The sequence below is a fragment of the Roseateles sp. genome (assembly GCF_031397715.1).
In the GTDB taxonomy this organism is placed as follows: Bacteria; Pseudomonadota; Gammaproteobacteria; order Burkholderiales; family Burkholderiaceae_C; genus Paucibacter_A.
In genome coordinates this window covers 1-14,681 of sequence record NZ_JANNMI010000079.1, presented here as the reverse complement: position 1 = coordinate 14,681, position 14,681 = coordinate 1, and the positions used below count along the sequence as shown (strand labels likewise).

The 14,681-nt window shown below is 64.7% G+C and carries 10 protein-coding genes; 9 read left to right on the top strand and 1 reads right to left on the bottom strand.

The window, feature by feature from the left end; all coding sequences use genetic code 11:
• The 6 genes from mutL to RMO57_RS03510 form a co-directional block, all read left to right on the top strand.
• Positions 1-1,566, top strand: a 1,566-nt coding sequence (mutL, locus tag RMO57_RS03535; protein ID WP_310384281.1) for a DNA mismatch repair endonuclease MutL, incomplete at its 5' end; no start/stop codon positions are given.
• Positions 1,567-1,621: 55 nt separating this feature from the next.
• Positions 1,622-3,457: a pseudouridine synthase gene (locus RMO57_RS03530; protein WP_310384279.1), complete on the top strand. Its 1,836-nt coding sequence runs from the start codon at positions 1,622-1,624 to the stop codon at positions 3,455-3,457.
• A gap of 37 nt (positions 3,458-3,494) precedes the next feature.
• Positions 3,495-4,442 carry a tRNA (adenosine(37)-N6)-dimethylallyltransferase MiaA gene (gene miaA / locus RMO57_RS03525; protein ID WP_310384277.1) on the top strand — a complete coding sequence of 316 codons (948 nt, stop codon included), beginning with the start codon at positions 3,495-3,497 and terminating at the stop codon, positions 4,440-4,442.
• Entirely contained in the window at positions 4,429-5,106 is a 678-nt protein-coding gene (locus RMO57_RS03520; protein WP_310384275.1) for an ABC transporter ATP-binding protein, read from the top strand. Before miaA ends, RMO57_RS03520 begins: the two co-directional genes overlap by 14 nt.
• Entirely contained in the window at positions 5,103-7,676 is a 2,574-nt protein-coding gene (locus RMO57_RS03515; RefSeq protein WP_310384273.1) for an ABC transporter permease, read from the top strand. Before RMO57_RS03520 ends, RMO57_RS03515 begins: the two co-directional genes overlap by 4 nt.
• Positions 7,676-8,839: a carotenoid 1,2-hydratase gene (locus tag RMO57_RS03510; RefSeq protein ID WP_310384271.1), complete on the top strand. Its 1,164-nt coding sequence runs from the start codon at positions 7,676-7,678 to the stop codon at positions 8,837-8,839. Before RMO57_RS03515 ends, RMO57_RS03510 begins: the two co-directional genes overlap by 1 nt.
• Before the next feature lie 8 nt (positions 8,840-8,847).
• Here the strand turns inward: RMO57_RS03510 and RMO57_RS03505 are convergent, their stop codons facing one another.
• On the bottom strand, positions 8,848-9,681 hold the full coding sequence (locus tag RMO57_RS03505) for a GGDEF domain-containing protein (protein ID WP_310384268.1): 834 nt from the start codon (positions 9,679-9,681) through the stop codon (positions 8,848-8,850).
• Between the two features lie 203 nt (positions 9,682-9,884).
• Here RMO57_RS03505 and RMO57_RS03500 point away from each other — a divergent pair, with 203 nt between their 5' ends.
• From RMO57_RS03500 to RMO57_RS03490, 3 genes are all read left to right on the top strand, one after another.
• Positions 9,885-12,041: an acetyl-CoA hydrolase/transferase C-terminal domain-containing protein gene (locus RMO57_RS03500; protein ID WP_310384266.1), complete on the top strand. Its 2,157-nt coding sequence runs from the start codon at positions 9,885-9,887 to the stop codon at positions 12,039-12,041.
• Between the two features lie 32 nt (positions 12,042-12,073).
• On the top strand, positions 12,074-13,885 hold the full coding sequence (locus RMO57_RS03495; protein WP_310384264.1) for an ABC transporter transmembrane domain-containing protein: 1,812 nt from the start codon (positions 12,074-12,076) through the stop codon (positions 13,883-13,885).
• A gap of 148 nt (positions 13,886-14,033) precedes the next feature.
• Positions 14,034-14,681, top strand: a 648-nt coding sequence (locus tag RMO57_RS03490; RefSeq protein ID WP_310384262.1) for an efflux RND transporter periplasmic adaptor subunit, incomplete at its 3' end; no start/stop codon positions are given.

The window sequence follows — 14,681 nt, the reverse complement described above, 5'->3', positions numbered from 1 at the left end:
GCGCTGGCCGCCATCTCCTCGGTCGCCGAGATGGCGCTGCTGAGTCGCTGCGAGGGCGCGGCCCACGCCCACCGGCTCGACGCCCGCTCGGGCGAGCTGCAGCCGGCGGCGCGTTCGCGCGGCACCTCGGTCGAGGTGCGTGAATTGTTTTTCAGCACGCCGGCAAGGCGCAAATTCCTCAAGACCGACGCGACCGAGCTGGCGCATTGCCTGGAGGCGCTGCGCCGCCACGCGCTGGCCCGCCCGGATGTCGGCTTCGCCGCCTGGCATGAAGGCAAGCTGGTCGAGCAATGGCGGATTGCCTCGTCGGAGCAGCGGCTCGGCGATGTCTTGGGGGCCGAGTTCATGGCCGCCAGCCGCGCCGTTTACTCGGAGCGCGGGCCGTTGCGGATCTACGGCCGCGCCGGCCTGCCCGAGGCCGCGCGCAGCCGCGCCGACATGCAGTACGTCTATGTCAACGGCCGCTTTGTGCGCGACAAGCTGATTGCGCACGGCATCCGCTCCGCCTATGAAGACGTCTTGCACGGCCAGCGCCAACCCAGCTATGTGCTGTTCATCGAGATCGCGCCCGACCGGGTCGACGTCAATGTGCATCCGACCAAGATCGAGGTCAGGTTCAGAGACGGCCGCGAGATCCATCAGCAGGTGCGCTATGCGGTGCAGGATGCGCTGGCGCTGTCGCGTTCGGCCGCCGATGAAACTCCTGCCGTGGCAATCGCTGCCGCCGCCGCAGCAGCCGGCTTTCGCCCCTCGCCCGGCAACCCGCCGGCCTGGTTTGCGCCGGCGGCCGAGCCGCAGGTGCGCGAACCCGGCGCGGCTTATGCTGCTAACGCTGCTCACGGCCACGCCGCCAACAGCTGGCGGCCGCCGATTGCACATACCGCACAGGCCTCCTTGGGCTTGGCCGAGGTCGCAACGCTGTATGGCCAGGCGGATTTCAAGCAAGCTCGCCCCGAACCTTCTTCTTCCCTGCCCCAGCATGACTGGCCGCTGGGCCGCGCCATCGCGCAGATCCAGGGCGTTTATGTGCTGGCCGAGAACGCGCAAGGACTGATCATTGTCGATATGCACGCCGCCCATGAGCGGGTGGTCTACGAGCGCCTCAAGGCCAGCCTGGGCGCGGCGGCGATCGAGTCGCAGCCGCTGTTGATTCCGATCACCTTTGCCGCCACCGCGCAGGAAATTGCCAGCGCCGAGGCGCACGCCCAGACGCTGGAGAAGCTCGGCATGGATGTGGCGCCGCTGTCGGCCAAGATGCTGGCGGTGCGCGCCCGGCCGGCGGCGCTGGCCGGCGGCGATGTGATCGAGCTGGTGCGCAGCGTGCTGGCCGAGCTGGCGCAGTTTGATGCCAGCCATGCCATTGAGCGGGCGCAGCATGAGATCCTCGCCACCATGGCCTGCCACGGCGCCGTGCGCGCCAATCGCCAGCTGACACTGGAAGAAATGAACGGCCTCTTGCGCGATATGGAACGTACCGAGCGCGCCGATCAATGCAATCATGGTCGGCCGACTTGGCGCCAGCTGACCCTACGCGAACTCGATGCCTTGTTTTTACGCGGCCGCTGACGGCATGCTTGTTGCATGACGATAGACGCGACCGCTTTTTGTGATGGAGCCCTTTATGGCCACCTTGAAATTAAATAATAAAAAGAAACCTGGCCCCAGTGGTTCCAGTCGACCGGACGGTGAACGCCGCGCGCCGGTACGCGGCAAGGGCGTTTCGCGCCCGCGCCAAAGCCTGGAGGGCGCGCAGGCCGACCGGCAGGAGCGCCAGGCGCAGTACGAGCAAAACCGCGCCGGCCAACGCTCGGAATGGCCGCGCCAAGGCCAGGCCGGCCCGGGCCAGCCAGTGCGTGCTGCCGATAGCGGACCGCGCCGCGATGGCCCACGCCATGAGGGTCCACGTCATGAGGGCCCACGTCACGCCGGTCATCAAGGCGCAAACCAAGGTGGCTACCAAGGTGGGCCGCGTCGTGACGAAGGCCCGCGCTATGAGGAGCGACGTCCGCAGCCCGGCTACGGCCGGCCACCCGAGCGTGATGGCCGGGATTCACGTGGCCCTCGCGACGAAGGCCCGCGCTATGAAGAGCGCCGCCCCGGCGCTTATCAAGGCCAGCAGCGCACGAGCGAGCGGCCACCTATGCGGGATTCACGCGATTCACGCGATTCACGTGACTCGCGTGATCAGCAAGGCCCGCGTTACGACGACCGGCGCCCGCAGCAGCCATACCCGCAGCAGCACTACGACCGCCCGCGCCAAGAGCAGCAGGGTCAGGGTCAGGGTCAGGGTCAATACGACCGCCCGCGGCAGCCCTACCAGGGCGGCGGTGGCGGCAATTACAACGCCCCGCGCGAACCCAATCGCTACTCGCAAGATCCACGCGATCAGCAGCAACAGCAATACCAGCAACGGCCCCGGTATGACGACCGCGGCCAAGCTGGTCATCAGCAGCGCGAGGACCAAGGCCAAAGCAATTTCAATCGCCAGGATCAGCGCCGCGCCAGCGGCCCCAGGCCCGGTCAGGGCAGTCACGCAGGACATCCAAGTCAATCACGAGGCCCGTCCGGCCCCGGCGCGCATTACTCACAGCAAGCCGCCAAGCAGTTGCCCGAGCACCTGCGTGCGGCCGCCGCGCAACTGAGCCGCCAGCTCGGTGATGACGATGAGGATGAGGATTATGTGGACTCGCGCGGCGAGGGCGTGCGCCTGTCCAAGCACATGGGCGTGTTGGGCATGGCCTCGCGCCGCGAGGCCGACGAATGGATTGCGGCCGGCTGGGTGCGGGTCGACGGCAAGATGGCCGTGTTGGGCCAACGGGTACTGCCGGACGTCAAGATCGAGGTTGACCAGCTCGCCAACAAGGAGCAGGCCAAGCGCGTCACCATTCTTTTGCACAAGCCGATCGGCTGGGTCTCGGGCCAAGCCGAAGATGGCTATGAGAACGCCGCGACCTTGATCAAGTCCGACAGCCATTGGGCCGAAGACACCTCCGGCATCAAGTACCACCTCGGCCACAGCCGCGGCTTGGCGCCGGCCGGCCGCTTGGACATCGACTCGACCGGATTGCTGGTGCTGACCCAGGACGGTCGCATCGCCAAGCTGCTGATCGGGGAGGACTCCAAGATCGAGAAGGAATATCTGGTGCGGGTCGAGTACCCCGGCCGTGATGGCGTGAAGAGCGCCGACGGCAGTTTCCCCGAAGCCGATATGGCGCTGCTCAACCATGGGCTTGAGCTGGACGGCCAACAACTGAAGCCGGCCAAGGTCAGCTGGGCGAATGAAGACCAGCTGCGCTTTGTCTTGCGTGAAGGCCGCAAGCGGCAGATCCGCCGCATGTGCGAGCAGGTCGGGCTGAAGGTCGTGGGCTTGAAGCGCGTGCGCATCGGGCGCATCAATCTGGGCAATCTGCCGGTCGGGCAATGGCGCTTCTTGACGCCTTGGGAGCGCTTTGATTGATGACGCGAGCAATGAGACGGGAATGGGGCCAAATTAAATGAACCTGACCCCATTTAAAAGCCCGATCTGTTTGGCCGGGCCGACCGGTGCGGGCAAAACGGCGTTTGCGCTGGAGATTGCGCAGGTCTTGCCGGTGGAGATCATCAGCGTCGATTCGGCGCTGGTATACCGCGGCATGGACATTGGCACGGCCAAGCCCACAGCGACTGAGCGGGCCGCTGTGCCGCATCATTTGATCGACTTGATTGACCCACTGGACGCCTATTCGGCGGGTCAGTTTGTGGTCGAAGCCAAGCAAATTGCCGCCGAAGTGTTGGCTCGCGGGCGGCTACCGCTGCTGGTCGGCGGCACCATGCTGTACTTCAACGCCCTGCACTCGGGCTTGAGCGAGTTGCCGCAAGGCGTTCCCGCGCTGCGCGCCGAGTTGGATGCCCGTGCGGCGGAGCTGGGTTGGCCGGCTCTGCATGCCGAGCTGGCAAGCCTGGACCCCGTCACGGCGGCACGCTTGGCTCCCAACGACGCGCAACGCATTCAACGGGCACTTGAAGTGTGTCGCTTGGCCGGCAAACCCATGAGTGAATTGCACCAGCAACGCGAAGGCGCGGTCGATTGGCCGATGATTTCACTCGAACCCAGCGACCGCGCTTGGCTGCATCAGCGCTTGGGCAATCGATTCGATCAGATGCTCAAAAATGGCCTGCTTGATGAGGTGAGGGCCTTGCGCGCGCGCGGCGATCTGCATGCCGATCTGCCCGCGATGCGCTGCGTCGGCTACCGTCAAGCCTGGGAGGCGTTTGACAAGAACGACTTCAAAGACCTGGCCGAGCGTGGCACCATTGCCACCCGTCAACTGGCCAAGCGCCAACTGACCTGGTTGCGCGCCAGCCCGCAGCGCCATGTGATCGCCTGCGATGACCCGCAAGCCAAGCCGCATCTGCTGGCCACGCTGCAACGCTTGCTGACGACTTCAAATGCCGGTTCTTGAAGCCATCGGCCTGGCCAAAAGCTTTTGTGCCACGCCGGTTTTTGCCGGCATTGATTTGCGCCTGCAAGCCGGTGAGTTGGTAGCGCTATTGGGCGAATCCGGCTCGGGCAAGTCCACGCTCTTGAACTGTCTGGCCGGGCTGGACGAGGCGAGCGCCGGCAGCGTGCACCTGGCCGGCGCGGAGCTGGGTCGGCTGGGCGAAAGCGAGCGGGCGCTGCTGCGACGGGAACATCTGGGCTTTGTGTTCCAGGCTTTTCATGTCTTGCCGCATTTGAATGTGGCGGCCAATGTCGGCCTGCCGCTGCTGCTGTTGAAACGACCCGACCCGCAGCGCGTGCAAGCCATGCTGGACGCGGTGGGTCTGGGCGAGCTGGGTTTGCGCATGCCGCGCCAGTTGTCCGGTGGGCAGTTGCAACGCGTGGCGATTGCGCGTGCGCTGGTGCACCGCCCTGCCCTGGTCTTGGCGGATGAGCCGACCGGCAATCTCGATGCCCGCAATGCGTCCGCCGTGCTGGATCTGTTGCTGGAGCAAGTGCATGCGCAGGGTTCGGCCTGTTTGCTCGTCACGCACTCCGAGCGGGCGGCGGCGCGCGCCGACCGCTGCCTGCGCATGACCGAGCAAGGCATCACGGCGCTAGACCTCAAAGCACAGGTTCTAACTTGAGCTGGGCCTGGCTGACCCAGCTGTCGTGGCCAGCTCTGCGGCACCAGGCCGGCCGGCAAGTGCTGGCCCTGCTGTCCATCATGCTGGGCGTGGCGCTGGCCTACGCGGTGCATTTGCTCAATAGCAGCGCCTTGAGTGAATTCTCCAAGGCGGCAACGAGCCTGAATGGTCGGCCCGACTTGGTGCTGCGCGGAACCGACGGCGCGCTGGACGAGCGCATTTACGGCCAAATCGCTGCGCTGCCGGGCCTGAGCCTGGTAGCGCCGGTGCTGGAGGGCCAAGCCCAAGCGGTCGGCGCCGACGGCAAACGCTTCAATTTGCGGGTGATCGGGCTGGATGTCTTGCAGTCCGGCCCGCTCAGCCCGGAGCTGATGCCGACCGAGCTGAAGTCCATTTCAAGCTTGCTCGACCCGGCCACGGTCTTCCTCAACCCGGCCGCGATGGCCCGCTTGGGCGGCTTGGGCAACAAAATCGAGCGCCTGAGCTTGCGAGCAGCGCTTGCCAGCGGCGCGGCGCAAAGCCTGGACTTTGCCCTGGGCCCGCCCATCGCGGCCACCGGCTCGCCGCTGCTGGTGATGGACCTGGCCGGCGCGCAGCTGTTGCTGGGCCGCTTGGGCCAGCTCGACCGCATCGACTTGCGCCTGGAGCCGGGCCAAAACGCCCAAGCCTGGTTGGCAAGTAACGCCTTAGCTCTAGCCCCAGGTCTGCGCGCCGCGCCACCGCCCGACGAGGGCACGCGGCTGGACGCGATGACACGGGCTTACCGCGTCAATCTGGGCGCCTTGTCGCTGATGGCCTTGTTCACCGGCAGCTTTTTGGTCTTTGCGGTGATGTCTTTGTCCGTCGCGCAGCGCCAGGCGCAACTGGCTTTGTTGGGCGTGCTGGGCATGACGGCCAAGGAGCGCGCGGGCTTGATCATGACCGAGGGCTTGGCACTGGGCTTGGCTGGCAGCGCGGCCGGGCTGCTGCTGGGCTATGCCTTGGCCAGCGTCGGCCAGCAAGTTTTGGGGGCCGATCTGGGCTTCGCAGTGGGCAAGGCCGGCGGCGCCGGCTTGCAGCTCGGTGCCGCACAGCTGCGCGCCGCCGCCGTTTTTGGTTCTTTGGGCGTGCTGATCAGTGTGCTGGCCTCGGCCTTGCCGGCCTGGAGCGTGCGCCATATGCCGGTGGCGCAGGTCTTGCGCGGCCTGGGCAATGAGTTGGAGCCGACGCTGCCGCGCTGGCTCGGGCCCGCCTTGCTCTTGAGCGGCTTGGGGCTGGCTTTTGTGCCGCCCCTGCCGGCTTGGCCCGAGCTGCCGTTGGCGGCTTACGGGGCGATTTTCTTGCTACTGGTGGGCGGCATTGCTTGCGTGCCCGACTTGTTGCGTTTGAGTTTGGCGTTATTGGCCTGGCTACCCCAGCGTTGGCGCGGCTCGGCGCTGCTGGTGCTGGTGCGCGAGCGCGCCCGCGACCAGGCCGGCGAGGCCAGCCGCGCTTTGGCCGGCGTCTTGGTGGCGCTGAGCCTGTCGGTGGCCATGCTGGTGATGGTGGGGAGTTTCAGAGACTCCTTGAATAGCTGGTTAGCGCAGATGCTGCCGGCAGATTTTTACGTGCGCTCCAGCCTGCGCCTGCAAGCCGGCCAAGCTGCGCCCTTGCCGCCTGAATATGCCCAAGCGCTGCGTGCCAGCGGCTTGGCCGAGCAGGTGGCCGGCCAGCGCAGTGGCAGCGTGTGGATCAGCGGCCACACTGAAGCCATTGACCTGATGGCCCGCGACTTGCAAGAGGAGCAACTTCCCTTGGCCGCGCCGCTGCATGCGGCCGATACATCCTCATCCAGCGCCCTGCCCGTCTACATCAACGAAAATTTGCGTGATCAGCTGCAGCTGCGCCTGGGCCAAAGCCTGGGCTTGCGTTTGACGCCGGCAGGGCCCGTGCGGGCTGTCTATGTGCGCGGCGTCTGGCGCGACTACGCCCGCCAAAGCGGCGCGCTGATGCTGCGCTTGGGTGACTACCAACGCTGGAGCGGCGACACCCAGCTGACCGAGCTCTACATCTGGCTCAAACCCGGCCTGGCCTCGGCCGAGGCCGCGCCCATGCTGAAGGCCTTGCAGCCCAGCAACCCGGAGGACTTGGAGTTTGCCGCCGTCGGCGAGTTGAAGGCCTTGTCACTGCAAATCTTTGATCGCAGCTTTGCCGTCACCCATTGGCTGCAGGCGGTGGCTTTGGGCATAGGCTTGTTCGGCATCGCCGCCAGCCAGTCGGCGCAGGTCTTGGCGCGCCGGCGCGAGTTCGGCCTGTTGCGCCATCTGGGCCTGACGCGCGGCGACGTGTTGCGGTTGTTGGCCTTTGAGGCCGCGCTGCTCAGCGCGGTCGGCGCCTTGGCCGGCTTGGCGCTGGGGTTGGCCTTGAGCGCGGTGCTGGTCTGGGTGGTCAACCCACAGAGTTTTCACTGGAGCATGGACATGAGCCTGCCCTGGCCGCGCTTGCTGGCCTTGTTGGCTGCGGTATTTCTGGCCGGCGTGGCGGCGTCGCTGCTGGCGGCCTGGCGCGCCACCGACGCCGACGTGGTGCGCGCCGTCAAGGAGGACTGGTGATGAATTTGGCTCCCCTGCGCAGGCGCAGCCTGATGCAAGCGCTGGGGCTTGCCGCCCTGGCCCATCCCGCCCATCCCGCTTATGCCGCTTATGCCGCTTATCCCGCTTATCCCGCTTATCCCGCTTATGCCGCTTATCCCGCTGGCTTGCAGTTCCCGCGCGACTTCGGCGCTCATCCGGCGCAAGCCTTGGAGTGGTGGTACCTGACCGGCGTGCTGAGCGAGAAAGACGCAGACCGCCCGCGCTACGGCTACCAGCTGACCTTCTTCCGGGTGCGCGGCCCAGCGCCGCCTGACCATCCGAGCCGCTTTGCAGCACGCCAACTGCTGCTGGCACACGCCGCCGTCACCGATCTGGCCGGCGCCCAACTGCACCATGATCAGCGCCTGGCGCGCGCCGGCTTCGGCATCGCCGAGGCCAGCGAAAGCGATTGCGATGTGCATCTGCGCGACTGGTTCTTGAAAAGAAACGAGGCCGGCTACCGCGCCGGCTTCGCCAGCAAGACGGGCGGCTTCGCGCTAGCCCTGCGCCTGCAAACCACGCAGGCACCGTTGCTGCAAGGCCAGCAAGGGCTGTCGCGCAAAGGCCCCGACCCCGCGCAGTTCAGCCATTACTACAGCCAGGTGCAGTTGCAGACCGAGGCGCAGCTGCAGCTCGGCGGCAAGACCCACCAACTCAGCGGGCGCTCTTGGCTCGACCATGAATGGAGCGACAACTTGCTGGGAACCCAGGGCGGCGAGCAGGCGGTCGGCTGGGACTGGGCCGGTGTGAATCTGGCCGACGGCGGCGCGCTGACGGTCTTCAGGCTGCGCCGGGCCGACGGCTCGCAGCTCTGGGCCGGCGGCAGCTGGCGCCGCCCCGGCGGGCAAACCGAGAGCTTTGCGCCCGAGCAGGTCAAGCTGCTGCCGCAGCGGCTGTGGCGCAGCCCGGCCAGTGGCGCCCACTACCCGGTCGAATGGCACATCAACACGCCGCAAGGCAGCGTCCACTTGCGCGCTTTGCTCGATGCGCAAGAGGTCGATGCACGCGCCAGCACCGGCATGCGTTATTGGGAGGGGGCTTCAGAGCTGCTGAGCGCAGATGGCCGGCGTTTAGGACTGGGCTACTTGGAAATGACGGGTTATGCGGGCGCCATGAAGTTGCTGCAACAACAACAGCAATAACAGCCGGCTCAACTCAGCGCTTGCTTTCGGTCCGGCCCGGCGTGGCGGCCAATGGAAAGATTCTCACCGACCCGCACGCAATTGCGCCCCGAACTCTTGGCGCTTTGCAAGGCGAGCTCGGCTGCCTTGACGAAATGCTCCAGCGCCGTGTGCTCATGCTGCAAAGCCGCGACGCCCAAGCTGACGCTGACAGGAATGCTGTGACCATTCCAACCGAAGTCCAAACCCAGCACGCGCTCGCGAATCCGCTCGGCGACGTCCAAAGCCCCCAAGGGTTCGGTGTGGGGCAGGAAAAGAATGAACTCCCCACCGCCAAACCTCGACAGCACATCGCCTTGGCGCAGCGTCTCGCCGCAGGCTTCGGCAATTCGGCATAAAAGCAGATCGCCACAGCCATGGCCGAAGCCGTCATTGACGCTCTTGAAATGGTCAACGTCCAGCAGCACCAAGGCGCAGGTGGTCTCGTAGCGTTTTGCCAGCGCCCATTCACGCTCGATCAGATCCAAAAAGGAGCGCCGATTGACGACGCCGGTCAAGGCGTCCATATTGGAATAGCGCCGCACTTGCAGCAACAAGCGCTCAGCATAGGCACTCAAGCTCATCAGCATGGCTCCGAGCAGGCCGGCCACAAGCAAGGCGCACAGACCGACGCCGACGGCCAATTCGAGCCGGTCGCCCACCCCGAGCAAAGAAATCAGCAACTGCCCCAGCCCCACCGCGGCGAGCGCGCCGAGTGCGCATGCCAGCAGCAATGCCCAGGGCTGGCCCAGCCTTCGAGTCCAACGATTCAATTCCTCAAGCCAGGCCGGGGGCTTCAATTCCGTGTGCAGGGGTATTTGCATGTGCGATTGGTAACTCAAATTTACTCGGCGTATTTCACCACATGCAAAAAATAGTAAAAACCCTTGATCTCTATGGGCGCGACACCGTCATTCAACGGTCATATTGATTGCCTTATATCAAATTCGTTTGCTTTGGCCAGCGTGAGAATTTATGCGCTTGATCGATAAAACAGCTCAAACAATGAGCAAAACGGAGACAAAAAATGCACAGCACTCAAAGCCAGCTCAGCTCTGGCGGCCCATTGCTTTCTGATCTTGACGCCATGGTTGACGAAATCCTGCTGCGCGTGCAGGGTGACCTTGTGATGGCCATTCCGCTTGGCGCCGGTAAACCCAATCCGCTTGTCAATGCGCTGTACCGGCGCGTGGTTGGCTTGCCGGAGCGCCGCTTGAAGTTGTTCACGGCCTTGTCGCTGGAGAAGCCGCAGGGCAAATCATCGCTGGAATCACATTTTCTGACGCCGCTGGTAGCGCGCGTGTTTGGTGACTACCCCGACCTCGATTACGTCAAAGATTTGCGCGGCGCTGGCCTGCCGGCGAATGTCGAGGTTTATGAGTTTTTCATGAAGACCGGCGATTACTTGGGCAACGCCGACGCTCAACAAAGCTTCGTCTGCACCAACTACAGCTTTGCCGTGCGCGACATGATGCAGCAGGGCGTCAACGTGATTGCGCAGGCGGTGGCGAGCCGCATCGACGCACAAGGCAAGCCTGAGTATTCGCTCTCCTGCAACCCCGACCTGACCTTTGATCTGGTCGAGCGCATGCAAGCACAGGGCCGCCCCTTGCTGGCCGTGGCGATGGTCAATCATGATTTGCCGTTCATGCCCGGCAGTGCTGTGGCGCCAGCCCATTTGTTTGACCTGGTGCTGGACGGGCCGGGCTGCAGCCACACGGTGTTTGCGCCGCCCAATGCCGCCATCACCTGGGCCGACTACGCCATCGGCCTACATGCCGCGAGCTTGGTGGTCGACGGTGGTACCTTGCAAATTGGCATTGGCTCGCTCGGCGACGCCATCGCGCAAGCCTTGATCGTGCGTGATCAGCAAGGTCAGGCCTTCGCCGAGATTCTCGGAAAACTCTGCCATGGCGACCTGAGCGGGCGTGAAATGGGGCCATTCAAGCAGGGGCTGTATGGCTGCTCCGAAATGTTCGTCAACGGTTTCATGCGCCTGATCGACGCGGGCCTGATTCGCCGCCGTGTCTTCAGTGACCTTGACCTGCAGGACTTGGCCGTACAGGGCGCCCTGGGGCCGACGCCGGACCTGCAGGCTTTGCAAGCGCTGCTGCAGCGCGGACGAATCAGCTCGCCACTGCGCCGCGCTGACATCGATTACCTGTGCTTGCACGGCATTTTCAAACCCGGTGTCCACATCGCTGCAGACCGGCTTTGGCTGGGCGAGCTGTCGGTAGCCAATGATCTGGGCGACGCCGAGGCCATGGAGTTGATCGCACAACACCTGCTCGGACCCTGCTGGCTCGGCGCGACCATCATGCACGGCGGCTTCTTTCTCGGGCCGCGCGACTTCTACCAACGTCTGCGCGAGCTGCCGGCCGAGCAACTGGCTTTGATCGACATGACGCGCATCGGCTTCATCAATGAACTCGCGGGCGACGCCAAGGGCAGTGAAGCGCTCAAACGGGCGCAAAGGGTCAAGGCCCGGCTCATGAACACCACCATGAAGGTCACCCTCTTGGGCGCGGCCTCATCCGATGGGCTGGAGTCCGGGCAAATGGTGTCGGGCGTTGGCGGCCAGTACAACTTTGTCGCCATGGGCCACGCCCTGCCCGACGCGCGCGCCGTGCTGATGCTTCGGTCCACCCATGACAACCAAGACGGCTTGCTCAGCAGCATTGTCTGGAGCTATGCCAACTGCACCATTCCCCGCCATTTGCGCGACATCGTCATCACCGAATACGGTGTCGCCGATCTGCGCGGCTGCACCGACTCGGAATGCATCAAGCGCTTGCTGAATATTGCCGACTCGCGCTTCCAGAGCGCGCTGATGCAAGCAGCCAAGGCGCATGGCAAGTTGGCGGCCCACTACGAAATCCCCCTCGCGGCACAAAACAACAGCCCCGCAATGCTGCGCGAGCATTTGCGGCCCTGGAGAAATAGCGGCGTGCTGCCCGACTTTCCCTTCGGCACCGATTTGACCGAGGACGAGCTGACCATCGTGCGCGCGCTCAAGAAGCTCAAACATGCCAGCCATCATCCGGTTGAATTGGTCGGCATGATTTTGAGCAGCTTGGGCGGCGCGAAAGCGGTGCCGTCCGCCTATCTTGAGCGACTCGGTTTGGCCGATGCCAAGAGCTTCAAGGACTTGTTCGTCAGACGGCTGTTCGCGAGCAACCTCTAAGTCCAAAGAGCCTGGCCGCATACACTGCCGCCATGCCAAAAACCGAAGTATCTGCCGCCGCCAAGACCGGCAATCCACGCTCACTCAGCGGCTTGAGGCCTTTTTTGCGGCCCTTTCTGGGCCGCATTCTGATTGCCCTGGTCTTCTTGGTGCTGGCCGCAATGGCCACCCTGACCTTCCCGCTGGCCCTGCGCGGGCTGGTCGATCAGGGCATGGGCGGTGCGGCCGATGGCGGCGAGCGTTTGATGGCGCTGCGCGAACATTTTTTGGCCCTGTTCGCCGTCGGCGCGGCCTTGGGTCTGTTCTCGGCGGCGCGTTTTTACGCCGTCACCTGGTTGGGTGAACGCGTCACGGCCGACCTGCGCAATGCGGTCTCTGGCCATGTGCTCAAGCAAAGCCCGGAGTTCTTTGAAACCACTCAAACCGGCGAGGTCTTGAGCCGCATCACCACCGACACCACCGTCGTGCAAACCGTCGTCGGCTCCAGCTTTTCGATGGGCTTGCGCAGCTTGGTGATGGGCGTGGGTGCGATGGGCATGCTGATCGCCACCAACCCGCTGGTGATGACGCAGGTGCTGGGCATTCTGATCTTTGTGCTGCTGCCGGCGATCTATTTTGGCCGCCGAGTGCGCAAGCTCAGCCGCTCGGCGCAGGACCGCGTGGCCGACACCAGCGCGATCGCCGCCGAGGTCTTGAACGCCGTGCCGGTGGTGCAAAGCTATACGCAAGAAGCCGCCGAGGCCGGGCGTTTTGCGCTCGCCAGCGAGAACGCCTTTGAGACCGCCCGCAAGCGCGCTTTGGTGCGCTCAGGGCTGGTCGCCTTCATCATCACCGCCACCTTTGCCGCGCTTTTATGGGGCTTGTACCAGGGCACGCAGGCGGTTTTGGCAGGCAAGATTTCTGCCGGCCATTTGGGCCAGACCATCATCTACGTGATTTTGTTGGTCAGCAGCGTGGCGGTGCTGGCCGAGGTGTACGGCGATGTGCTGCGCGCGGCCGGCGCGACCGAGCGCCTGATGGAGTTGCTGGCCAGCCGCTCGGCCGTGGCTGAGCCGGCCCAAGCGCTGGCCTTGCCGGCCATGCCGGGCGGCAGCGCACTGCGCCTGGAGCAAGTCAACTTCAATTACCCCTCGCGCCCAAAGCAAGCCGCCTTGCAAGACTTTTCGCTCAATATTGAGCCCGGCGAAACCATTGCCTTGGTGGGGCCCAGCGGCGCGGGCAAGAGCACCGTGTTCCATTTGCTCTTGCGCTTTTACGACGCCCAGAGCGGCGTCATTCGTTTGAACGACGTGCCCACTGATGCGCTGAGCTTGGCCACCTTGCGGGCGGGTATCGGCTTGGTGCCGCAAGACAGCGTGATCTTCTCGACCAGCGCCATGGAGAATATCCGTTATGGCCGCCCGGGCGCCAGCGACGCCGAAGTCATCCAGGCAGCCGAAGCCGCCTTTGCCGATGACTTCATCCGCCGCCTACCCGAGGGTTACACGACCTTTCTGGGCGAACGCGGCACCCGCTTGTCGGGCGGCCAACGCCAGCGCATCAGCATTGCGCGGGCGATGTTGAAGAATCCGCCGCTCTTGCTGCTGGACGAAGCCACCAGTGCGCTCGACGCCGAAAGCGAACGCATGGTTCAAGCGGCACTTGAAGCCGCGATGCAGCACCGCACGACCCTGGTGATTGCGCACCGCTTGGCCACCGTGCAGCGCGCCGACCGCATTGTGGTGATGGAGCATGGCCGCATTGTGGACATCGGCAGCCATGCCGAATTGACGGCACGCGGCGGGCTCTACGCCAGGCTGGCTGCGCTGCAGTTTGATTTGCAGCCGGCCGACCGAGACGCCTGAAGCGCCAGAACCGCCGCAGCGGCCTAACGACGCAAGCACCCAGCCAAACTCGCGGGCTGCCGCTATAGTCGCGCCTGCTGAGGTAGCCCCACCGCGTCAGGGACAGCCGGCGTTTTTTCGACTCTGCTGCCAAGAAAGAAGCTCATCCATGCACAAGCACTTCGGCATGATCACGCGGACCAAGCTGGCCCTGATCTGGATTCTGTTGGCGAGTGCCAGCTTGAGCGCTTGCCAGAAGAAAACGCCTGCGGCGGCCCCGAAACCGCCACCGGCCGAGGTCAGGGTGGTGGCCTCCCGCGCCGAGACGGTGCCGGTGGTGAACGAGTATGTCGGCCGTGTCGCCGCCTTCCGCTCGGTCGAGGTGCGCGCCCGGGTTGAAGGCATTCTGGAGCAGCGCCATTTTGTCGAGGGCAGTGAGGTCAAGAAGGGCCAACTGCTCTATTCGATCGACCCCACGCCCTACCGCATTGCGCTCAACGATGCGATGGCCGACCAGGCCCGCTCCAGCGCCAATCTGGCCAGTGCCCGCGCCAAAGAAAAGCGCCTAGCGCCGCTGGTCAAAGAAAACGCCATCAGCCAGCAAGACTATGAAGACGCGGTCACAGCAGTCAAACAGACCGAGGCGCTGTTGGCGGTCTCCGCCGCTAACGTCGAGCGCGCGCAGACCAATCTCGGCTACACCAAGGTCTTGGCGACCGAGTCGGGCAAGATCGGTGCGGCCCTGGTGCCCGAGGGCCGGCTGGTTGGGCGCGGTGAGTCCACCCACCTGACCACGGTCGACCGGCTCGATCAGGTC